The organism is Sinorhizobium sp. CB7 (assembly GCF_041357635.1).
Taxonomy (GTDB): Bacteria; Pseudomonadota; Alphaproteobacteria; order Rhizobiales; family Rhizobiaceae; genus Rhizobium.
This window is the reverse complement of the sequence record NZ_JAULLL010000015.1, coordinates 114,304-135,121: the sequence shown is the minus strand read 5'-3', so window position 1 is coordinate 135,121 and position 20,818 is coordinate 114,304. Positions and strand designations below refer to the sequence as shown.

Below are 20,818 nucleotides of genomic sequence, written 5' to 3'. Positions count from 1 at the left end.
GTCATGAACTTCGCTATCAATGCGGCGCGCAAGTCTCGCCCGCGCATTCGCGGCGCCATCACCGCGCTCGCAACGCCGTTCATCGACGGCAAACTCGACGAGGTCGGTCTGATGGCCCTCGTCGAATGGCAGATCCGCAGCGGCATAGACGGGCTCGCAGTCTGCAGCGTCACCGGCGAAGGGCCGGTACTCGATGCCGAAGAGCGGAAGAAGATCGTCGCAATTGCGGTGGAGATCGCTGAAGGCAAGGTGCCAGTGATTGTCGCTACCGGCACCAACAGCACCGCCACCACGATCGCCCGCACCCGCGAGGCGGAGGCACTCGGCGCGGATGTTGCCCTCGTCACCATACCCTATTATTCGAAGCCGACGCAGAAGGGTATATGCCATCATTTCGAAGCGATCGCCGCCAACAGCGGTATTCCCCTGATGGTCGATAACGCCCCGTCGCATACGGCGCTTGATGCGACACCGGCCACGATAGAGCGGTTGGCAGAGATACAGGCCATTATCGGCATTCGCGACGCGACCGGCGATGTCAGCCGCATCGCCTCGCTGCAGCCCGCTTTGCGGGAGCGCTTCACGCTACTCTCCGGTCATGATCCGACGGCGCTCGCCTTTGCGATGGCCGGCGGGCATGGAACGATCTCCGCGGTCGCCAACGTCGTACCGCGGCTGGTTGCCTCGATGCAGCGCGCCACAAATGCCGGGCACATACCAACAGCACTCTCGATCTACGAGCGTTTCTTCCCGTTGATCCGTGCCCTGCGGCGCGAGAGTGAACCCGTCGGCGTTAAATATGCACTGCACCTTCTAAGGAAGCTGGATCCCGAGGTCCGTCTTCCTCTCGTGCCTATCGAACCGGAGACCGAGGCTGCAATCCACGCAGCGCTCCAACCGTTCATGAACGATCGCATGAGCCGCGTGGAGGCAGGCTCGCTTATACGCTTCGATATATGATCAGCTTATCTCTATGAGATTTTTATATTTTCCATTTCGGCGGCAAATGGAAATCCTATTGAAGAGCCAATAGATTCATCAGCGTGACACCGGAATCGCAATGTCGATGAAGGTTCAAGTGACACTCGGAAAGGAACGTGTGATGTCACGTATTTACGACTACGGCGCTGCCGCCGACCCGCTTCAACGTGGCTCGGGCATTGCGACCGTGAAGGCCGAACAGTTCAGCTCCTCCCATTCCCCTCTGCATGACGGTTTCGTCGCGACCGCACCGCGGCTGGTCGCAGTCTTCGTGCTCGCCGGCGTCGTCCAGACGCTGATGTCCTGGATGCACTAAGCGGCATGCACGATTGATAAAACGGGATCTGAAACTCATGGCAAACGCACAACAACTTCAACGCAGCATATCTTCCACACCTTCCCGCGCCCGCTTCATGGTAGGACGCGACAAGCGCGGCCGTTGGGTCGTACAGGACCGGCAGGGCCTGGTCGGCGGCCTCTTCGTCAATGAGGCTGCAGCGCTGCATTTCGCGGCCGAAGAATGCAATCACAATCCAACCGATATCTGCCGCGCTCCGGAAGGCGTCGTACTCGATATCGCGACACCGTTCGAAATGAGACTGAACGTTCATTGAACTGGTTGCCCTCTCGCGTCTTCGGGAGAGGGCTCATCGTGGCTTGGCATATCGCCCTTGCCCCCGTGCAGAGCCTGCACTTTCCAACCTTTCATTAACCAGCGGACTGATAAGGTAGCGCCTCAAAAGGATCAGATTCTTCAAGAGAACAGATGCCAAGACCGGCCTTCCGCTACACCCATTACGACCTCAAGGAACAGCGCGCCGGAACTGTCATCGAGGTGACATTGAGTGCCGTGAACAATGTGCGGCTGCTGACGGCTGCAAACTTCCAGCGGTTCACCGAGGTCCTCGATTTCAAATATCTGGGTGGCGTGGCGCGCAAATCACCGATCCGGCTGACGGTTCCCGAAAGCGGTCACTGGCATATCATCGTCGATATGGAAGGCCATCATGGTCTTGCGGATTCAGCCGTGAAGCTGATCACGCCTCCCGCCGCATCGAAGATGCAGCGCGTCTCCTGATCTCCACGCGGTGACATCAGCGCGGATTGCGCTCTTTCCTGAGCTTGGCCCACCACTCCAGGCGCTTCCTGATCTCGCGTTCGAAGCCGCGTTCCGGCGGATCGTAAAAGGTCTGGCGACCCATTTTTTCTGGAAAGTAGTTCTGGCCGGAAAAGGCATCCGGCTCGTCATGGTCATAGCGATAGCCTTCCCCGTAGCCCTCGCCTTTCATCAGCTTGGTCGGGGCGTTCAGGATATGCTTCGGCGGCAGGAGCGAACCGTTTTCCTTGGCGGCGAGCGTGGCGGCCTTGAAAGCGGTGTAGACCGCATTGGACTTCGGCGCCGTAGCGAGATACACGCAGGCCTCGGCGAGCGCTAATTCACCTTCCGGTGACCCTAGATAATCATAAGCATCCTTGGCGGCATTGCAGATCACCAATGCCTGCGGATCAGCCAGACCGATATCCTCCACCGCCATGCGTACCAATCGCCGGCCGAGATAAAGCGGATCCTCACCGGCATCGAACATGCGGGCGAGATAATAGAGCGCAGCATCGGGATCGGAACCGCGTACGGATTTATGCAGCGCCGAAATCAGGTTATAGTGGCCGTCCTGCGCCTTGTCGTAAACCGGGGCGCGGCGCTGCACGATCGCCGTCAGCGCCTCGGTATCAAAGCTTTCGTCCTTTCTCGCCGCGCGCCAGACCTCTTCGGCAAGCGTCAGTACGGCACGACCGTCGCCGTCGGCCATGCGGATCAAGCTTGCGCGCGCATCCTCCGTCAAAGGCAGCGTCTTGCCTTCCGCCTTCTCGGCCCGTTGCAGGAGCTCCTCGAGGCTTTCTTCGTCATGCGGCCGGAATGTCAGCACCCTGGCGCGCGACAAAAGCGCCGCGTTGAGCTCGAAGGACGGGTTTTCCGTCGTGGCACCCACGAGGATGACCGTGCCATCCTCCATGACAGGCAGGAAGCTGTCCTGCTGAGCTCGATTGAAACGGTGGATCTCGTCGACGAAGAGTAACGTCTGCCGGCCATTCAAACGACGCATGCGCGCCGCCTCGAAGACCTTCTTCAGATCCGCGACTCCGGAAAAAATCGCTGAGATCTGCTCAAAGGCCAGCCCCGCTTCTCCGGAGAGGAGCCGCGCTACCGTCGTCTTGCCGGTGCCGGGCGGTCCCCAAAAGATCATCGAGCCGAGCGAGCCGGATGCAATCATCCGGCGTAGCACACCGTCCTCACCGGTCAGATGTGACTGGCCGGTGACATCAGCAAGCGTCTGCGGCCGCAACCGATCTGCGAGGGGCCGCCGGTTGGCGACCTCTTCCGGAATGCGCGGTGCAAAAAGGTCATCGCTCATCGAAAGAACTGCCGTATTCGCTGGCCGTCGCGCTCGATCTCGACGCGCCAGAAGCTGGGATCTTCGCCCGCAATCTCAACAAGGGACTTGGTCGAGGTCACGTTGGTTCCGTTCACCGAAATGATGATGTCGCGCGGCTCGAAGCCGAGGCGTGAGGCCGGCGAGCCGTCCTCGACACCGGACACAACGACACCGTTGGAATCGGTCGGCATGCGCAACTCATCCGCGACCCGCGGCGAAAGATTTTCGACAGTAGCGCCGGCAAATGGATTGTGGCCATCGATCAGACGCTGATCGCGAGGCGAGGTCTCCGGAGCGCGGCCTAGCGCCAGTTTCATCTCTGCCTCATGGCCATTTTCCACCACGGCAAGATCGACGGAGTTTCCGAGGCCCGCCGTCGTCAGGCGATAGAGAAGCGCGTCCGGATGCTCCACGGGGACGCCGTTGACGGCCGTGACAACCTCACCTGGCTTCAGGCCCGCCTTGGCGGCCGGACTGTTTTCCGTCACCTTCACAACCAGCGCCCCGCGCGCTTTGTCGAGACCGAGCGCTTCGGCAACGTCGGAGGTTACCGGCTCGAAGGTGGCGCCGACATAGGGGCGCTCGAACCCCTTGTCACCACGATCGGCAGCGGCAAGGAAAACCTTGACCAGATTGGCGGGGATGGCAAAGCCGATGCCGTTCGAACCACCACCGCGCGAGAAGATCGCGGTGTTGATACCAATCAGCTCGCCTTTCATATTCATCAAGGCGCCGCCGGAATTGCCAGGGTTGATGGACGCGTCGGTCTGGATGAAGAAGCCGAACTCGTTCTTGACCACCTGGTTGCGCGCAAGCGCGGAGACGATGCCGCTCGTCACCGTCTGGCCGACGCCAAAGGGATTGCCGATTGCCAGCACCAGATCGCCGACCTCCACCGCATCGGAATCGCCGATCGGGAGCGCCGGAAGGTTTTGCTTGGCGTCGATCTTCAATACGGCGAGATCCACCCTGTCATCCTTCAGGATGACTTTGCAAGGGAACTCGCGCCCGTCCGGCAACGCAACCTTGATATCATCGGCGCCCTCGATGACGTGATTGTTTGTCACGACGGTTCCGTTCGCCTCGACAATAACCCCCGAGCCAAGCGAAGCCTGCTTCTCGGTCCGGTTCGGCATCTGCTGGCCGAAGAATTGCTCGAAGAAGGGATCGCCGGCGAAGGGTGACTGCCGCTGCACCAGCCGCTCGGCATAGACGTTGACGACGGCGCCTGAAGTCTGCTTGACGAGCGGAGCGAAGGAAAGCTGCATTTCCATCTGACTCTGAGGCACGGTCTTTACAGCCTGCGCGTAGACCGAATACGGCAAGACAAGCAGGGCAGCGAAGATTGGAAGGGAGGCGCGTCTAAGCAAGCCTGGCATGGGAATCCTTCTTAAAAATTCTCTCTTTTGAAGACGTTGTAGCGCGCGACGCTAGAAAGAAAAGAGGGCGGAAGCATGGAAGAATAAGGCAACGACAAAGGCCGCAAAAGCCCAGTTTCTTCCGGGAATTTATTTTGGCTGGCGCAGCTGTTCGCTGCGAGAATGAGAACCACTCAAACCTTTTCTCGGGTCAGCAATCGGGCTCGCAAGCTCAAAGCAGTGTGATTTCATCCTTGCCTTATGGGCACCATGCATCATCTTCCTGCCGCAAAAGGAACACGTGCATAGATGGAGCGAACATGACAGATGTAGCGGCTGGCCTCCGTCGCGTAATCATCGTACTGACGATTACCATTGTGTCCATCGACGGCGCCCATGCCGCAAGCTTCGACTGCGATGCCAAGGAGCTTAAACCGGACGAAAAAGCGATTTGCGACAATCGTGCACTCAACGACGCCGATGTGAAGATGGTGACAACCTTCGACCTGCTTTCCGGTCTGCTTGCCATGGGCGCGCGCGGTTCGATGCAGGACGAGCAAACTGCGTGGCTAAAAACGCGCCAGGCATGCGGGGCAGATACCACCTGCATCAAGGCGGCCTATGACGCGCGTTTGCGGCAACTCGACCAGATCTACAAGAATATCAATCGGCCGCTTTGAACCTCCTCCTTTGACGCGCGCCGATCAATCGGTGTGTGAACAATGAGCGAGCCTTGCGATCACATCCTTCAGCAGAACCGCAGCATCCCTCAGCCGGCCTTCGCCAAATTCCGCTCCCAGGCGGTTGGCCCACACCGCCTGGCGTTTGGAAATTTCCGAGAGGGCGACCCTTCCTTGCTGTGTAAGCTCCATGAGCTTTGCCCGCTGATGGGCCGGATTGGCCCGATAGGCGATGAGACCCTCGCTTTCCAGGATATCAGCAATGCGCTGGACGCCCTGTCGCGCCAGACCAAGGGCCCGTGCCGCATCGGCGACCGACATCGGCGCGTGGTCGGCAGCGGCCAGCACTTGCCAACGCGCGCTCGTCTGCCCGGCAGGCTTGGCGAGGGCGTCGCCCTCCGCCGTCAAGTGCCCGGCCAGGCGAAGCACGGATATCGAAAACTCGGCGAAGGCATCGCCTTCTGGGGTGCGATTCGATTTCGTCATGACAACAAGCTGTCAATTTACAATATGACAATAGATTGTCATATTCATCGAGTAAACGCAAGAAAGGAAGAATGGGAGTGAGACAATGAAGAAAACCTATCAGGGAAGCTGCCATTGCGGCAGGATCCGCTACGAAGCAGACATCGATATCGATGCTGGCACCGGCAAGTGCAATTGCTCGATTTGCTGGAAGCGCCGCTACTGGGGAGCCACGATCAAGCCGGAGGATTTCCGCCTTCTTTGTGAGGAGGCCGGCATTGGCGATTATCAGTTCGGAACGCTTTCCAGCCATCACCGCTTCTGCACCCGTTGCGGCGTGGCACCTTACGGCCATGGCTATATCGAGGCGATCGGCGGCGCCTATTATTCCGTCAACCTCGCCTGCCTCGATGATCTCGATCCCTCTGTGCTGGCCGAAGCTCCAGTCCGCTATTTTGATGGGCGGCACAACAACTGGTTCGAGGAACCGGACGAGATACGGCATCTCTGAAGCAACGCGGACGCCAATCGGCGCTTTCCAAAAGGCCGTCGCCGCACACGCGGCGACGGCCTTCATTCAGCTTGTCACACCTTTCGCAGTGCGATGCGAAAGGCTTATTTCCCGTTGAGATCGCGCACCGCGCCGCGATCCGCGCTGGTGGCGAAGGCAGCATAGGCCTTCAATGCCGTGGTGACGTTGCGCTTGCGCGGCTCGGCCGGTTGCCAGCCCTTCCTGTCCTGCTCGGCCTTTCGGGCTGCCAGTTCCGCGTCGTCAATGCGCAAGCTGATGACGCGGTTTGGAATATCGATGTCGATCATATCGCCTTCGCGAACGAGCCCGATCGTGCCGCCGTTTGCGGCTTCAGGGGAGACGTGACCGATCGACAGGCCCGAGGTACCGCCGGAGAAGCGGCCGTCGGTGATGAGGGCGCAGGCCTTTCCAAGGCCCTTCGACTTCAAGTAGCTCGTCGGATACAGCATCTCCTGCATTCCCGGACCGCCCTTCGGACCCTCATAGCGAATGACGACGACGTCGCCGGCTTTGACCTCATTACTAAGGATGCCCTTGACCGCCGCGTCCTGACTTTCGAAAACCTTGGCCGGGCCGGAGAATTTCAGGATCGACTCATCGACGCCCGCCGTCTTTACGATGCAGCCATCGACCGCAAGATTGCCCTTCAGCACGGCAAGGCCGCCATCCTTGGAGAAAGGATGCTCGACACTGCGGATAACGCCGTTCTGGCGGTCCATGTCCAGCTCGTCCCAGCGAGCTTCCTGGCTGAAGGCCACTTGGGTCGGAATACCGCCGGGAGCAGCGCGATAGAAGCTGCGAACCGTTTCGCTGTTGGTGCGCGTGATATCCCAGCGATCAATGGCGTCGCCGATCGTCTCGGAATGCACGGTCGGGCAGTCGCGGTTGATGAGCCCGCCCTTGTCCAGCTCTCCAAGGATCGACATGATGCCGCCGGCGCGGTGAACGTCTTCCATATGGACATCGTTTTTTGCAGGCGCGACCTTCGAGAGGCACGGCACCCGGCGCGACAGCGCGTCGATATCTGCCATCGTGAAATCAACCTCTCCCTCGTGGGCGGCAGCAAGGATGTGCAGAACGGTGTTGGTTGAGCCGCCCATAGCGATATCGAGCGCCATGGCATTCTCGAAGGCTTTCTTCGAGGCGATCGAACGCGGCAGGACATTGGCGTCTTCCTGTTCGTAGTGGCGGCGGGCAAGGTCCACGACCAGATGACCCGCTTCAACGAAAAGGCGCTTGCGGTCGGCATGGGTCGCGAGCGTCGAACCATTGCCGGGCAGCGAAAGGCCAAGTGCTTCCGTCAGGCAGTTCATCGAATTGGCGGTAAACATGCCGGAGCAGGAACCACAGGTCGGACAGGCCGAGCGCTCGATGACCTTGACGTCCTCGTCGCTGATCTTGTCGTCCGCCGCCGCAACCATGGCGTCGACCAGATCGAGCGCGTGCGTCTTGCCATGCAGGACGACCTTGCCGGCTTCCATGGGACCACCCGAGACAAAAACGGTCGGGATGTTGAGACGGAGAGAGGCCATCAGCATGCCGGGTGTGATCTTGTCGCAGTTCGAGATGCAGACCATGGCATCGGCACAATGGGCGTTGACCATATATTCGACGCTGTCAGCGATCAGCTCGCGCGAAGGCAGCGAATAGAGCATCCCGTCATGGCCCATGGCGATGCCGTCATCAACGGCGATGGTGTTGAATTCCTTGGCAACGCCGCCGGCTGCCTCGATCTCACGCGCAACGAGCTGACCAAGGTCCTTGAGATGCACATGGCCAGGAACGAACTGGGTGAAGGAATTCACCACCGCAATGATCGGCTTGCCGAAATCCGAATCCTTCATACCCGTGGCGCGCCAAAGGCCGCGCGCGCCCGCCATATTGCGGCCGTGGGTCGTGGTTCTGGAACGATAAGCTGGCATGGTGTCTTCCTCGACGTCTGGGAATATATGCAAGGGAACGGGCTGGCTACTGCCTCTATCGCCTGATAATCCCTGCTTTTTAGAACTGTCCTAGTCCAATCGCGCCGGACTGTCACTACCAGCTGGCCGGAATCCGGTACGCCACAGGGGCGGAGCGCTTGTGGCCATCGGACGAATACGCTCGCAAAGAGCATTTTATTACAGTCTATTCCATCACGGCTGAACACAAAAAATTGGCTTTTTGCGGCAGCTTCGCCGGCGTAAACAATCGTGCGACAATATACGCGATTGTCCCAAGGATCATACTTCGCACGTCGTCCAAGAGGATCTGGCAAATGCCCGCATACCGTCCGCCGAAAATCGCCGCATCGGAAATTACGCCGCGCCAGGTCTATATGCGCCGGCGCGAATTCCTCGGCGCCGCCACCATGGGCGCCGTCTCGCTCTATGGGGCAACGAAGGCAAGTGCTGCGGCACTTACCGCAATCAAGAGCAAATACACGGTGGATGAGAAGCCGACCACGCTCAAGGACATCACGACCTACAACAACTATTACGAATTCGGGATGGACAAATCCGATCCGGCGGCAAATTCCGGCGATTTTAAGCCGTTGCCCTGGACGATCAAAGTCGATGGCATGGTGTCGAAACCCGGCACTTTCGATATCGAACAGCTCATCAAGGAATTTCCCACGGAAGAGCGTGTCTACCGCATGCGTTGCGTCGAAGCCTGGTCGATGGTCATTCCTTGGGACGGCTTTCCGCTGGCATCTCTCCTCGACAAGGTGGAACCGCTCGGCAGCGCCAAATATGTGGCCTTCGAGACCGTGGTGCGCCCGGAGCAAATGCCGGGCCAATCGGGCTTCTTCCAGCCTCTTCCCTGGCCTTATGTCGAAGGTCTGCGGCTCGATGAAGCTCGTCACCCTCTGACTTTGCTTGCGGTCGGTCTCTACGGCGAGACCCTGCCGAACCAGAACGGCGCACCCGTCCGGCTTGTCGTTCCGTGGAAATATGGGTTCAAGGGCATCAAATCGATCGTTCGCATCACCCTGACCGATCAGCAGCCGAAGAACACCTGGCAGGTCGCTAATCCGCAGGAATATGGCTTCTACGCCAACGTCAATCCGGCGGTCGACCATCCACGCTGGAGTCAGGCGACCGAACGCAGGATCGGCGAAAGCAGCGGCTTCTTCGGCGCCAATCGGCGGCCGACCCTGCCCTTCAACGGCTATGCCGACGAAGTGGCAAGCCTTTACGCCGGCATGGATCTCAGAGCGAATTTCTGATGGCAGCTTTCTCCCTCAGCCTGCCAAAACGCTGGCAACCGGCGTCCATCTGGGCGCTGTATGCGGTGGGTCTCATCCCCGCTATCTGGCAGTTCTATCTCGGCGCTACGGGCAATCTCGGCGCCGATCCGGTGAAGACCTTCGAACTCTTCCTCGGGCTCTGGACACTGCGCTTTCTCATCCTGACGCTGGCGGTAACGCCGGCGCGGGACCTTTTCGGCTGGAATTTCCTGCGTTACCGGCGCGCGCTCGGCCTGCTGACCTTCTACTACGCGCTCATGCATTTTTCGGTCTACATGATCCTGGACCAGGCACTCTATCTTCAGGCCGTCGTCCAGGACGTTCTGCGCCGGCCATTCATCATGTTCGGCATGGCGGGGCTGACGATGCTGCTTCCTCTCGCGCTGACCTCCAACTCTTTCTCGATTCGCCGAATGGGCAAGAACTGGATCTGGCTGCACCGGCTGATCTACATCATCGCTGCCTGCGGCGTGCTGCATTATGCGCTTTCGACAAAAGTACTCTCGGGCGAGCAATATTTCTATATCGGCCTTCTCCTGGCCGCGCTTCTTTACCGCTCCTATCGGCCGATCCTGATGCAACGCCGCAAGGCCGCGCGTCGCCCGACCGAGATGGAAAGATCGCGGGCGGCATAATTTGGAAGAAACGACAAAGAGAAAGGCCGGACGATCGCTCGTCCGGCCTTTTTCGTATTGGTGCGATTTGTGGAATCAGGCAGCAGCTGCGGCTGCTTCTTCTTCCGCCGCAACGCGGGCCTTGTCGGCGGCGCCCTTGGCGGCCGTGTCGCGATCAACGAATTCGATGACGGCGAGAGCGGCGTTGTCGCCCTGACGGAAGCCTGCCTTCATGATGCGCAGGTAGCCGCCGTTGCGGGTGGCGTAGCGCGAGGCGATCGTGTCGAAGAGCTTCGAGACGACGGTGGCGTCCTTGATCTGGGAGATCGCCTGACGGCGGGCGTGCAGGTCGCCGCGCTTGCCGAGCGTAACCAGCTTCTCAACGATCGGACGCAGGTCCTTCGCCTTCGGCAGGGTCGTGACGATCTGCTCATGGGTGATGAGCGAAGCAGCCATGTTGGCGAACATCGCCTTGCGGTGGCTTGCGGTTCTGTTCAGCTTGCGGCCGGCTTTAGCGTGGCGCATTGCTATTCTCCTTCACTTGCAGGCATCCGCCTGCAGTTTGATTGGTTAATATTGGTCTTCGTATCGCTTGGCGAGATCTTCGATGTTCTCAGGCGGCCATGCCGGCACTTCCATGCCGAGATGCAGGCCCATGGAAGCGAGAACTTCCTTGATTTCGTTCAGCGACTTGCGACCAAAATTCGGCGTGCGGAGCATTTCTGCTTCGGTCTTCTGAATGAGGTCGCCGATGTAGACGATGTTGTCGTTCTTCAGGCAGTTTGCCGAACGGACCGACAGTTCGAGTTCGTCCACCTTCTTGAGGAGGGCCGGATTGAAAGCCAGTTCGGTGACAGCTTCCTCAACGGCTTCCTTCTGCGGCTCGTCGAAGTTGACGAAGACGCCAAGCTGGTCTTGCAGGATGCGAGCTGCGAAAGCAACGGCATCCTCACCCGTCACGGAACCATCGGTTTCGATGGTCATGGACAGCTTGTCGTAGTCGAGAACCTGTCCTTCGCGGGTGTTTTCCACCTTGTAGGACACCTTCTTGACCGGCGAATAGAGGCTGTCGACCGGGATGAGGCCGATCGGGGCATCTTCCGCACGATTGCGTTCGGCCGGGACGTAGCCCTTGCCGTTGTTGACGGTGAACTCCATGCGGATCTCGGCGCCCTCATCGAGCGTGCAGATGACATGCTCGGGGTTGAGGATCTCGATATCGCCGACTGTCTGGATGTCGCCAGCCGTCACGACGCCGGGACCCTGCTTGCGGACCACCATGCGCTTTGCGTCGTCACCATCCATCTTGATGGCGATTTCCTTGATGTTGAGCACAATGTCCGTCACGTCTTCCCGGACGCCCGGGATAGAGGAGAACTCGTGCAGCACACCGTCAATCTGCACGGCCGTCACAGCGGCGCCGCGCAGAGAGGAGAGCAGAACGCGGCGAAGCGCGTTGCCGAGGGTGAGACCGAAGCCGCGCTCCAGTGGTTCGGCGACGAGCGTTGCCCGGGTACGGCCGCTCGAGGCGAAATCGACCTTGTTCGGCTTGATCAGTTCCTGCCAGTTTTTCTGAATCATTGTCTTGCCTTCCGTTCGTTGCCACCATCCAATCGTGGCAACCGAGCTTGAGAAGCACCGGACAAACGCTCTATTGCGATTAGCCGGTGCCGTGAGTGGCGATGATCAGACGCGGCGCTTCTTGCGCGGACGGCAGCCATTGTGCGGGATCGGGGTCACATCGCGGATCGACGTGATCATGAAACCAGCAGCCTGGAGCGCGCGCAGAGCGGATTCACGGCCAGAACCAGGACCGCAAACCTCGACTTCCAGCGACTTCATGCCATGTTCCTGGGCCTTCTTGGCGCAGTCCTCAGCCGCGATCTGAGCGGCGAACGGCGTGGACTTGCGCGAACCCTTGAAGCCCTTCGCACCAGCGGACGACCAGGCAATGGCATTGCCCTGGGCATCGGTAATGGTGATCATCGTATTGTTGAAGGTCGAGTTGACGTGAGCGACACCCGACGTGATATTCTTGCGCTCGCGACGGCGAACGCGGACGGCTTCCTTGGCCATGCTATTCCTTTCGTTGATCTCTTCACCGCCGTAATACCAGCGGCTACACCGGAAGGGGCCTCATGAGGTCCCTTGCCAAACTCAAAAGAGGCCGGCGCATGCGCCAGCCTCCCTCACCCGGTTTCCCGGAGATTACTTCTTCTTGCCTGCAATCGCCTTTGCCGGACCCTTGCGGGTACGAGCATTGGTATGGGTACGCTGACCACGAACCGGCAGGCCGCGACGATGACGCAGGCCGCGATAGCAGCCAAGGTCCATCAGGCGCTTGATGTTCATTGCGGTCTCGCGACGCAGGTCACCTTCGACCTGATAGTCACGGTCGATGGTTTCGCGAATCTGCAGGACTTCAGCGTCGGTCAGCTGATGGACACGGCGCTCGGCCGGAATACCGACCTTCTCGCAGATTTCCTGTGCAAACTTCGGCCCGATCCCATGAATGTAACGAAGCGCAATTACAACGCGCTTTGCCGTCGGGATGTTGACGCCAGCGATACGTGCCACGCCTATTCTCCTTGCGTTCCTGTTGCCATCCGGCAAAAGGCTTCTGTTATGCCGCCATAAAGGCCGCTCGTTCAAAACTAGGGTTCTCAACACGTCAAAACGACCGAACCCGGACTTCCTTCTGGAAATCCGCGCCGATCGCAGGACATGTCGCGAGTTGGCGCGGTGTTTAGCGGAATCAGCGCAGAAAAGCAACCGGCTCCGCCAAGTTTATTTCAAAGCGTTAAAGCTTCGAAAGGATAGCTTCAATATCAGCCGTGACGTGGTCGATATCGGCCATGCCGTCCACAGACTTCAACTTGCCTTTGGCATAGTAGTAGCCGATCAGCGGCGACGTTTCCTTGTAATAGGCCTGCAGACGGGTCACAACAGTCTCACGATTGTCGTCGGCACGCCGCTTGAAATGGGTCGAACCGCAACGATCGCAAACGCCTTCCACCTTCGGTTTCAGGTTCGTATCGTGGTAGCCGGCACCGCAATTGGCGCAGGTATATCGTCCGGAAACACGATCGGCAAGAACCGCGTCGTCCACCTTGATTTCGATAACGGCGGACAACTCCATCCTCTTTTCCGCCAGCATCCTTTCCGTCGCATCTGCCTGAACGAGCGTGCGTGGATATCCATCAAGGATGAAACCCCTGGCGCAATCGGGCGCATCGAGGCGCTCGGAGACGATGGCGTTGACGATTTCGTCGGAGACGAGATTACCCGCATCCATGACAGCTTTGGCGCGCTTGCCCACTTCGGTACCGGCCGCCACGGCCGCGCGCAGCATGTCACCCGTGGAAAGCTGCGGAATCCCGTGTCTCTCCACGATCCGCTGGGCTTGGGTCCCCTTCCCCGCCCCCGGCGGCCCCAAAAGGATAAGTCTCATCGTCCCCTCTTTCCTCCCCTCAATTTCGATTTCTTGATCAAGCCCTCGTATTGCTGCGCGATCAAGTGACCCTGGATCTGCGCCACCGTATCCAGCGTTACGCTGACGACGATCAAGAGCGAAGTGCCACCAAGGGACAATGGAATACCTGTCTGCGACACCAAAATCTCCGGCAGGATACAGACGAAGACCAGGTAGATCGCGCCTATCACCGTGATACGGGTCAGGACATAGTCGATATATTCCGCGGTGCGCTCACCCGGACGGATGCCCGGAATGAAGCCGCCATGCTTCTTCAGATTGTCGGCCGTGTCCTTCGGGTTGAAGACGATAGCCGTGTAGAAGAAGGCGAAGAAGGCGATCAGTGCAGCATAGAACAGCATGTAGAGCGGCTGGCCGTGACCGAGGGCAGCGACGATCGACGTCGCCCAGGCCGGCAGGGCCGTCGTGTTGCCGAGACCCGCGACCGTCGCCGGCAGAAGCAGCAGCGACGAAGCGAAAATCGCCGGGATGACGCCCGATGTATTGAGCTTCAGTGGCAGGTGCGACGTATCGCCCTGGAACATGCGGTTTCCGACCTGACGCTTCGGATACTGGATCAGAAGCCGGCGTTGCGCACGCTCCACAAAGACGATGAGCGCGATGACGCCAACCGCGACGACGAGCACAGCCAGAATCAAGGTCGTCGAAAGTGCGCCGGTCCGTCCAAGTTCCAACGTGCCGGCAAGCGCCGTCGGCAGACCGGCAGCAATGCCGGAGAAGATGATCAGCGAAATGCCGTTGCCGATGCCGCGCGAAGTGATCTGCTCGCCGAGCCACATCAGGAACATCGTGCCGCCGAGCAGCGAGATGACCGTCGAAATGCGGAAGAACCAGCCGGGATCGACAACCAGACCGTTACCGCTCTCGAGACCGACAGAAATCGCATAGGCCTGTACCGCACCCAGCAGCACCGTGCCGTAACGGGTGTATTGGTTGATGATCTTGCGCCCCTGCTCGCCTTCCTTCTTGAGGTTCTCGAGCGCTGGGACGACCGAGGTCATCAGCTGGACAATGATCGAAGCGGAAATGTAGGGCGTAATGCCGAGCGCGAAAATTGCCATGCGCTGCACGGCGCCGCCCGAAAACATGTCGAAGAGGCCGAGAATGCCGCCGGCCTGACCACGGAAGGCCTGGGCATAGGCCTCGGGATTAAGGCCGGGGAGCGGAATATGTGTTCCCAGCCGGTAGACGAGGAGAGCAGCCAGTGTAAACCATAGGCGCTTCTTCAGATCCTCGGCTTTGGCAAAGGTCGAAAAATTGAGATTGGATGCCAATTGTTCCGCTGCAGATGCCATGCATTTCTCCGCCTACCAATTCCAGCGCGTGGGGGCTCGGCCGGACCCGGAATCAGTACCAAAAATGTTCAAAAACCGGGCCTTGGGCAGATTGCGGCGCAACCGGATGCCTCACCCTTGTTTTCCGTGTTCGCCCTGAAGGCGCCGGGAGCGCCGTTCGAGCACGTGAGGCTCACATATGGGAGCAAAATCGCCCGGTGTGAAGCACCCCGGGCGACATATCATAAGATTATTCTGCGACAGCCGAAAGAAGCTTTACAGTGCCGCCGGCCTTTTCGATCTTCTCGACCGCAGGCTTGGAAGCGCCGGCGACCTCGAGCGTGATCTTCGCCTTCAGTTCGCCGTCCGAAAGAACCCGTACACCATCCTTGACGCGGCGGATAACGCCGGCTGCCTTCAAGGCAGCAGCGTCGACAGTCGCCTTGGCGTCGAGCTTGCCTGCATCGATTGCCGCCTGGATGCGCGACAGCGAAACGACAACGAAGTCGTCTGCGAAGATGTTGGTAAAGCCGCGCTTCGGCAGGCGACGGTAGATCGGCATCTGACCGCCTTCGAAACCGTTGATGGCGACGCCGGAACGGGCCTTCTGACCCTTCACACCGCGGCCAGCGGTCTTGCCCGAGCCCGAACCAATACCGCGGCCGAGGCGCTTGCGGCTGTGGGTCGAACCTTCGTTGTCCTTGATTTCATTGAGTTTCATGAGCGTTACTCCGGTCTCACTTCTCGTCGACAACGCGAACGAGATGCTGGACAGCACGGATCATGCCACGAACGGCCGGAGTATCTTCCAGCGTGCGGCGTCTGTGCATCTTATTCAGTCCGAGACCGATCAGCGTGCGCTGCTGGACATCCGGACGGCGAATCGGGCTGCCGATCTGCTCGACAGTGACCGTCTTCGCTTCAGTCTTCTTGGTAGCCTTGGCCATAGGTCAGCTCCTCTTATTCTTCAGAGGCGTTGCCGGAGGCACTGCGACGAGCCTGCAGGGTGGCATACTTGATGCCGCGCTGGGCTGCGATGTCCTTCGGGTGAACCTGATGCTTCAGAGCGTCAAAGGTAGCGCGAACCATGTTGTAGGGGTTCGAGGAACCGGTCGACTTGGCAACAACGTCATGCATGCCGAGCGTTTCGAAAACGGCGCGCATCGGACCGCCGGCAATGATACCGGTACCGACCTTCGCCGAACGCAGCAGAACCTTGCCGGCGCCGTGGCGGCCATGGACGTCATGGTGCAGCGTACGGCCATCGCGCAGCGGTACGAAGATCATGTCGCGCTTTGCGCTTTCGGTGGCCTTGCGGATGGCTTCCGGCACTTCGCGTGCCTTGCCATGACCGAAGCCTACGCGACCCTTCTGGTCACCAACGACGACGAGAGCAGCAAAGCCGAAACGACGGCCACCCTTCACAACCTTGGCGACGCGGTTGATCGCGACCAGCTTGTCGACGAATTCGCTGTCGCGCTCTTCGCGGCTCTGGCGATCTTCGCGCGAGCCTCTTCTTTCTTGTGCCATTGTCCTCTTCCTTTTTCTTTTCCGGGTGCAATCGGCAAACAAAACGAGGACCGCACGGTTCTCCAAAAGGAGAATGTCTGCGGTCCGGCGAACATCCGGCCGGCGTGCGAGACACCCGGCCGGAAACTTGATCAGAAGGTCAAGCCACCTTCACGGGCTGCGTCGGCGAGAGCCTTGATGCGGCCGTGATAGATGAATGCGCCACGGTCGAATACGACCTCCTTGACGCCGGCCTTGGAGGCGCGCTCCGCAACCAGCTTGCCAACGAGGGCTGCCGCTGCGGTATCGGCACCGGTCTTCAGAGAACCGCGCAGATCCTTGTCGAGCGTGGAGGCGGACGCAAGCGTCTTGCCAGCCACATCGTCGATGACCTGAGCATAGATGTTCTTCGAGGAGCGATGAACCGACAGGCGCGGACGGCCATTGGCCACCGCCTTGAGTTGACGGCGCACGCGGTTGGCACGACGTGCAAGTGCTTCTTTCCTGCTAGCCATTTCGCGTGATCCTTACTTCTTCTTGCCTTCTTTGCGGACGATCCGCTCTTCGGCATACTTGACGCCCTTGCCCTTGTAGGGCTCCGGACCGCGATATTCGCGGATCTCGGCGGCAACCTGGCCGACCTGCTGCTTGTTGATACCGGATACGACGATTTCCGTCGGCTTCGGTACCGCGATCGTGATGCCGACCGGGGGCTCATAGACGACGTCGTGGCTGAAGCCGAGCGCGAGCTGCAGGTTCTTGCCCTGCATAGTGGCACGGTAGCCGACGCCGTTGATTTCGAGCTTGCGCTCGTAACCATCCTTGACGCCCTTGAAGATGTTCTCGATCATCGTGCGGGACATGCCCCACTTTGCACGAGCATCCTTGGTTTCATGAAGCGGCGTCACGACGACCGCATTGTTTTCGAGCTTGAGGCTGATTTCGTCGTTTGCGACGAAGACCAGCTCGCCCTTGGGGCCCTTGGCAGTTACCTTCTGGCCATCGACCGTAGCCGTGATCCCAGCAGGCACCTGAACGGGCTTCTTACCGATACGAGACATTTTTCAAACCTGTCTGTTTCGAATGGAGATCCCTGTCCGGTCTTAGAAGACCGAGCAGAGAACCTCGCCACCAACATTCTGTTCGCGAGCCTGGTGATCGGCCATCACGCCCTTCGGGGTCGAAAGGATGGTGATGCCGAGGCCGTTCGCGACCTGCGGAATGGACTTGACCGAGACATAGACCCGGCGGCCCGGCTTGGATACACGGTCGATCTCGCGGATAACCGATGCACCTTCATAATATTTCAGCTCGATGCTGAGCTCCGACTTGCCGTTGCCGAAATCGACAACGGAATAGCCACGGATGTAGCCCTCAGACTGCAGGACATCGAGAACGCGCGCACGGAGCTTGGACGCAGGCGTCGAGACCGACGACTTGCGGCGGGAAGCGCCGTTACGGATACGGGTGAGCATATCACCCAACGGATCAGTCATTGTCATCTAAACCTGCTCCTTACCAGCTCGACTTGACGACGCCCGGAACCTTGCCGAGGTTGCCCAGTTCACGCAGCGCGATACGCGACATGCGCAGTTTGCGGTAATAGGCGCGCGGACGGCCCGATACTTCGCAACGATTGCGAACGCGGGTCTTGGATCCATCGCGCGGGAGCGATGCCAGTTTGAGAGTGGCCTTGAACCGGTCTTCAATCGAGAGCGACTGGTTCATGATGATCGCCTTCAGCGCGGCCCTCTTGTTGGCCTGGCTGGCGACTGTCTTGCGGCGGCGCTTGTTCTTTTCGACTGCGCTTGTCTTCGCCATATCGGAGTTCCTTTTCTACGCTCGTCGTTACGGTTATTGACGGAACGGGAAGTTGAACTCTTTCAGAAGAGCCCGTGCTTCGTCGTCGGTCGTCGCCGTCGTGCAAACGATGATGTCCATGCCCCACATCTGATCAACCTTGTCGTAGTTGACCTCAGGGAACACAATGTGCTCCTTGATGCCCATGGCGAAGTTGCCACGGCCGTCAAAGCTCTTCGGGTTCAGGCCGCGGAAGTCGCGAACGCGCGGAAGCGCGATGTTCACGAGACGGTCCAGGAACTCGTACATGCGGGCGCCGCGCAGCGTCACCTTGGCGCCGATCGGCATGTTCTCGCGGACCTTGAAGCCTGCGATGGAGTTGCGCGCACGGGTAATGACCGGCTTCTGACCGGCGATTGCCGCGAGGTCGGCAGCAGCGACGGTCGGCTTCTTGGAGTCAGCCGTGGCTTCACCCACACCCATGTTGATCACGATCTTGTCCAGCTTCGGGATCTGCATCTCGTTGCTATAGGAGTATTTCTCCTGCATCGCCTTACGGATGCGAGCAACATATTCCTTCTTGAGCCGCGGCTCGTACTTTGCCTCAGCCATCGATCACTTCTCCCGAACGCTTGGCCACACGGACCTTTCTGCCATCCACGACCTTGAAACCGACGCGGGTCGGCTTGCCGTCCTTGTCGACGATCGCAATGTTGGACAGGTGAAGCGGCGCTTCCTTACGAATAATGCCGGCTTCCTGGCTCTGCGTCTGGCGCTGATGGCGCTTGACGACGTTGACGCCACGAACGACCGCGCGGTCTTCCTTCGGCATGACCTGAATAACTTCGCCGGTACGGCCCTTGTCCTTACCGGTCAACACGACAACCTTGTCGCCTTTACGGATCTTCTGCATCGCTTCGCTCCTTACAGTACTTCCGGAGCCAGCGAGATGATCTTCATGTGGTTCTTGGCGCGAAGTTCGCGCGGAACCGGTCCGAAGATACGGGTGCCGATCGGCTCTTTCTTGTTGTCGATAAGAACTGCTGCATTGGTATCGAAGCGGATAACGCTGCCATCCGGACGACGGATATCCTTGGCGGTGCGAACGACAACCGCCTTCATCACGTCACCCTTCTTCACACGGCCGCGCGGGATCGCTTCCTTGATCGAAACGACGATGACGTCGCCGATCGAGGCATATTTGCGCTTCGAGCCGCCCAGCACCTTGATGCACATGACACGACGTGCGCCGGAATTATCCGCCACGTCGAGGTTTGTTTGCATCTGAATCATATCAGGTCGCCTTCTTGGTTTACCGGAATGGTTGGGCTAGCCCCCTACTCCGGCTTATGAAAATTTTCCGCCGGCCGACCTGCCAAAACGGCAAGCACAGACGCGGCAATAGCTGAATAGCGCGGGATCGATCGTGCCAGGGTGGTTTCCCGAACGGGACCTTCCGTGCGCTCAAAGCAAAAGAACGCCCGGCATTCGAGCGTTCTGACGCTGCTTCATACAGATATTTCGGCGAGACGCAAGGCCTCGCGCAAAATTCTGTCACTTGCCCTGGGCGGAAATTACCGTCCAGCGCTTGTCCTTGGAGATCGGCGCGCATTCCTCGATGGAGACGATATCGCCGATCTTGTACTGATTGTTTTCGTCGTGCGCCTTGTACTTCTTCGAACGACGAACGGTCTTCTGGAGCAACGGGTGAGCGAAACGGCGCTCGACGCGGACGACGACCGTCTTCTCGTTTTTGTCGCCAACGACGACGCCCTGCAGGATGCGCTTCGGCATATTATTCTTCCTTTAGGCCTTTGCTTCTGCCGCCTTCTGGCGGGCAATGGTTTTCACGCGGGCGATGTCCTTGCGGACTTCGTTGATGCGCGAGGACTTCTCGAGCTGGCCTGTCGCCTTCTGGAAGCGCAGGTTGAACTGCTCCTTCTTCAGCTTGGCAAGCTCGTCCTTGAGTTGGTCGGCGCTGAGGGCGCGAACATCTGCGGCTTTCATGAGCTTCATCCTTACTCTGCGATGCGCTGAACGAAGCGCGTCTTGACCGAGAGCTTGGCGGCGCCGAGGCGAAGTGCTTCGCGAGCGATCTCTTCGCTGACGCCGTCGATCTCGAACATCATACGGCCGGGCTTGACCTTGCATGCCCAGTATTCGACAGAGCCCTTACCCTTACCCATACGGACTTCGGTCGGTTTGGCGGTGACCGGAACATCCGGAAACACGCGGATCCAGACGCGGCCGGCGCGCTTCATGTAACGCGTGATCGCGCGGCGGGCCGCTTCGATCTCGCGTGCATTGACGCGGTTGGGCTCCTGCGACTTCAGGCCGAATTCGCCGAATGCGAGGTCAGAACCACCCTTGGCGACGCCCTTGATGCGGCCCTTGAACTGCTTGCGGTACTTCGTACGCTTTGGCTGCAACATTTTCTTATTCTCCGAACTT

Annotated in this window: 31 protein-coding genes; 8 read left to right on the top strand and 23 right to left on the bottom strand. The window is 59.3% G+C overall.

Annotated features, from left to right (window positions below):
• Positions 1-3 precede the first annotated feature (3 nt).
• The 4 genes from dapA (at position 4) to AAE029_RS25950 (ending at position 2,059) form a co-directional block, all read left to right on the top strand.
• Positions 4-960 carry a 4-hydroxy-tetrahydrodipicolinate synthase gene (dapA, locus tag AAE029_RS25965; RefSeq protein WP_371075776.1) on the top strand — a complete coding sequence of 319 codons (957 nt, stop codon included), beginning with the start codon at positions 4-6 and terminating at the stop codon, positions 958-960.
• Positions 961-1,102: 142 nt separating this feature from the next.
• Positions 1,103-1,297 carry a hypothetical protein gene (locus AAE029_RS25960; RefSeq protein WP_371075775.1) on the top strand — a complete coding sequence of 65 codons (195 nt, stop codon included), beginning with the start codon at positions 1,103-1,105 and terminating at the stop codon, positions 1,295-1,297.
• A 37-nt stretch (positions 1,298-1,334) separates the two neighbouring features.
• Positions 1,335-1,595 (top strand): hypothetical protein, encoded by a 261-nt coding sequence (locus AAE029_RS25955; RefSeq protein ID WP_371075774.1) that lies wholly within the window; start codon positions 1,335-1,337, stop codon positions 1,593-1,595.
• 152 nt (positions 1,596-1,747) lie between these two features.
• The gene (locus tag AAE029_RS25950; RefSeq protein ID WP_371075773.1) at positions 1,748-2,059 is read left to right on the top strand and encodes a DUF1883 domain-containing protein; all 312 of its coding nucleotides are present in this window, start codon (positions 1,748-1,750) and stop codon (positions 2,057-2,059) included.
• 16 nt (positions 2,060-2,075) lie between these two features.
• On the opposite strand, the gene AAE029_RS25945 is transcribed toward AAE029_RS25950, so the two are convergent.
• Positions 2,076-3,392 (bottom strand): replication-associated recombination protein A, encoded by a 1,317-nt coding sequence (locus AAE029_RS25945; protein WP_371075772.1) that lies wholly within the window; start codon positions 3,390-3,392, stop codon positions 2,076-2,078.
• A complete protein-coding gene (locus AAE029_RS25940; protein WP_371075771.1) occupies positions 3,389-4,792 on the bottom strand; it encodes a DegQ family serine endoprotease in 1,404 nt (467 codons plus the stop codon). Before AAE029_RS25940 ends, AAE029_RS25945 begins: the two co-directional genes overlap by 4 nt.
• A 299-nt stretch (positions 4,793-5,091) precedes the next feature.
• On the opposite strand from AAE029_RS25940, the gene AAE029_RS25935 reads away from it, so the two are divergent.
• Entirely contained in the window at positions 5,092-5,451 is a 360-nt protein-coding gene (locus AAE029_RS25935; RefSeq protein WP_371075770.1) for a lysozyme inhibitor LprI family protein, read from the top strand.
• A gap of 24 nt (positions 5,452-5,475) precedes the next feature.
• On the opposite strand, the gene AAE029_RS25930 is transcribed toward AAE029_RS25935, so the two are convergent.
• On the bottom strand, positions 5,476-5,937 hold the full coding sequence (locus tag AAE029_RS25930) for a MarR family winged helix-turn-helix transcriptional regulator (RefSeq protein WP_371075769.1): 462 nt from the start codon (positions 5,935-5,937) through the stop codon (positions 5,476-5,478).
• Between the two features lie 85 nt (positions 5,938-6,022).
• On the opposite strand from AAE029_RS25930, the gene AAE029_RS25925 reads away from it, so the two are divergent.
• Positions 6,023-6,427: a GFA family protein gene (locus AAE029_RS25925; RefSeq protein WP_371075768.1), complete on the top strand. Its 405-nt coding sequence runs from the start codon at positions 6,023-6,025 to the stop codon at positions 6,425-6,427.
• A 104-nt stretch (positions 6,428-6,531) separates the two neighbouring features.
• Here the strand turns inward: AAE029_RS25925 and ilvD are convergent, their stop codons facing one another.
• Complete coding sequence (gene ilvD / locus AAE029_RS25920; RefSeq protein ID WP_371075767.1) at positions 6,532-8,370, bottom strand: dihydroxy-acid dehydratase; 1,839 nt, start codon at positions 8,368-8,370, stop codon at positions 6,532-6,534.
• A 335-nt stretch (positions 8,371-8,705) separates the two neighbouring features.
• Here ilvD and msrP point away from each other — a divergent pair, with 335 nt between their 5' ends.
• Both msrP and msrQ read left to right on the top strand, forming a co-directional pair.
• Positions 8,706-9,656 (top strand): protein-methionine-sulfoxide reductase catalytic subunit MsrP, encoded by a 951-nt coding sequence (msrP, locus tag AAE029_RS25915; RefSeq protein WP_371075766.1) that lies wholly within the window; start codon positions 8,706-8,708, stop codon positions 9,654-9,656.
• Positions 9,656-10,312 (top strand): protein-methionine-sulfoxide reductase heme-binding subunit MsrQ, encoded by a 657-nt coding sequence (gene msrQ / locus AAE029_RS25910; protein ID WP_371075765.1) that lies wholly within the window; start codon positions 9,656-9,658, stop codon positions 10,310-10,312. Before msrP ends, msrQ begins: the two co-directional genes overlap by 1 nt.
• A 75-nt stretch (positions 10,313-10,387) precedes the next feature.
• Here msrQ and rplQ read toward each other — a convergent pair whose 3' ends face one another.
• The 19 genes from rplQ to rplP all read right to left on the bottom strand — a co-directional run bounded on the left by rplQ (position 10,388) and on the right by rplP (position 20,799).
• Entirely contained in the window at positions 10,388-10,816 is a 429-nt protein-coding gene (gene rplQ, locus AAE029_RS25905; protein ID WP_371075764.1) for a 50S ribosomal protein L17, read from the bottom strand.
• Positions 10,817-10,861: 45 nt separating this feature from the next.
• Positions 10,862-11,872: a DNA-directed RNA polymerase subunit alpha gene (locus AAE029_RS25900; protein ID WP_371075763.1), complete on the bottom strand. Its 1,011-nt coding sequence runs from the start codon at positions 11,870-11,872 to the stop codon at positions 10,862-10,864.
• 105 nt (positions 11,873-11,977) lie between these two features.
• Positions 11,978-12,367 (bottom strand): 30S ribosomal protein S11, encoded by a 390-nt coding sequence (rpsK, locus tag AAE029_RS25895; protein WP_004118426.1) that lies wholly within the window; start codon positions 12,365-12,367, stop codon positions 11,978-11,980.
• 132 nt (positions 12,368-12,499) lie between these two features.
• Complete coding sequence (gene rpsM, locus AAE029_RS25890) at positions 12,500-12,868, bottom strand: 30S ribosomal protein S13 (protein ID WP_371075762.1); 369 nt, start codon at positions 12,866-12,868, stop codon at positions 12,500-12,502.
• Positions 12,869-13,091: 223 nt separating this feature from the next.
• Complete coding sequence (locus AAE029_RS25885; RefSeq protein WP_371075761.1) at positions 13,092-13,742, bottom strand: adenylate kinase; 651 nt, start codon at positions 13,740-13,742, stop codon at positions 13,092-13,094.
• Entirely contained in the window at positions 13,739-15,079 is a 1,341-nt protein-coding gene (gene secY / locus AAE029_RS25880) for a preprotein translocase subunit SecY (RefSeq protein WP_371075760.1), read from the bottom strand. Before secY ends, AAE029_RS25885 begins: the two co-directional genes overlap by 4 nt.
• Before the next feature lie 229 nt (positions 15,080-15,308).
• Positions 15,309-15,779 carry a 50S ribosomal protein L15 gene (gene rplO / locus AAE029_RS25875; protein ID WP_371075759.1) on the bottom strand — a complete coding sequence of 157 codons (471 nt, stop codon included), beginning with the start codon at positions 15,777-15,779 and terminating at the stop codon, positions 15,309-15,311.
• Between the two features lie 16 nt (positions 15,780-15,795).
• Positions 15,796-16,005, bottom strand: a complete 210-nt coding sequence (gene rpmD / locus AAE029_RS25870) for a 50S ribosomal protein L30 (protein WP_168829323.1) — start codon at positions 16,003-16,005, stop codon at positions 15,796-15,798.
• A 13-nt stretch (positions 16,006-16,018) separates the two neighbouring features.
• Complete coding sequence (gene rpsE, locus AAE029_RS25865) at positions 16,019-16,588, bottom strand: 30S ribosomal protein S5 (protein WP_371075758.1); 570 nt, start codon at positions 16,586-16,588, stop codon at positions 16,019-16,021.
• A gap of 131 nt (positions 16,589-16,719) precedes the next feature.
• Positions 16,720-17,082 (bottom strand): 50S ribosomal protein L18, encoded by a 363-nt coding sequence (rplR, locus tag AAE029_RS25860; RefSeq protein ID WP_371075757.1) that lies wholly within the window; start codon positions 17,080-17,082, stop codon positions 16,720-16,722.
• Between the two features lie 12 nt (positions 17,083-17,094).
• Positions 17,095-17,628, bottom strand: a complete 534-nt coding sequence (rplF, locus tag AAE029_RS25855) for a 50S ribosomal protein L6 (RefSeq protein ID WP_371075756.1) — start codon at positions 17,626-17,628, stop codon at positions 17,095-17,097.
• A 42-nt stretch (positions 17,629-17,670) separates the two neighbouring features.
• Entirely contained in the window at positions 17,671-18,069 is a 399-nt protein-coding gene (rpsH, locus tag AAE029_RS25850) for a 30S ribosomal protein S8 (protein WP_371075755.1), read from the bottom strand.
• Between the two features lie 13 nt (positions 18,070-18,082).
• Positions 18,083-18,388, bottom strand: a complete 306-nt coding sequence (rpsN, locus tag AAE029_RS25845) for a 30S ribosomal protein S14 (RefSeq protein WP_371075754.1) — start codon at positions 18,386-18,388, stop codon at positions 18,083-18,085.
• A gap of 33 nt (positions 18,389-18,421) precedes the next feature.
• Positions 18,422-18,979: a 50S ribosomal protein L5 gene (gene rplE / locus AAE029_RS25840; RefSeq protein ID WP_371075753.1), complete on the bottom strand. Its 558-nt coding sequence runs from the start codon at positions 18,977-18,979 to the stop codon at positions 18,422-18,424.
• Positions 18,972-19,280, bottom strand: coding sequence for a 50S ribosomal protein L24 (rplX, locus tag AAE029_RS25835; RefSeq protein WP_371075752.1), 309 nt, complete (start codon positions 19,278-19,280; stop codon positions 18,972-18,974). The genes rplE and rplX overlap by 8 nt, the downstream gene beginning before the upstream one ends.
• 11 nt (positions 19,281-19,291) lie before the next feature.
• Positions 19,292-19,660 carry a 50S ribosomal protein L14 gene (gene rplN / locus AAE029_RS25830; RefSeq protein ID WP_003573790.1) on the bottom strand — a complete coding sequence of 123 codons (369 nt, stop codon included), beginning with the start codon at positions 19,658-19,660 and terminating at the stop codon, positions 19,292-19,294.
• Positions 19,661-19,921: 261 nt separating this feature from the next.
• Positions 19,922-20,161 (bottom strand): 30S ribosomal protein S17, encoded by a 240-nt coding sequence (gene rpsQ / locus AAE029_RS25825; RefSeq protein WP_371075751.1) that lies wholly within the window; start codon positions 20,159-20,161, stop codon positions 19,922-19,924.
• 12 nt (positions 20,162-20,173) lie between these two features.
• Complete coding sequence (gene rpmC, locus AAE029_RS25820) at positions 20,174-20,374, bottom strand: 50S ribosomal protein L29 (protein ID WP_007690763.1); 201 nt, start codon at positions 20,372-20,374, stop codon at positions 20,174-20,176.
• Between the two features lie 11 nt (positions 20,375-20,385).
• Positions 20,386-20,799 (bottom strand): 50S ribosomal protein L16, encoded by a 414-nt coding sequence (gene rplP / locus AAE029_RS25815; RefSeq protein ID WP_004118395.1) that lies wholly within the window; start codon positions 20,797-20,799, stop codon positions 20,386-20,388.
• Positions 20,800-20,818: the final 19 nt, after the last annotated feature.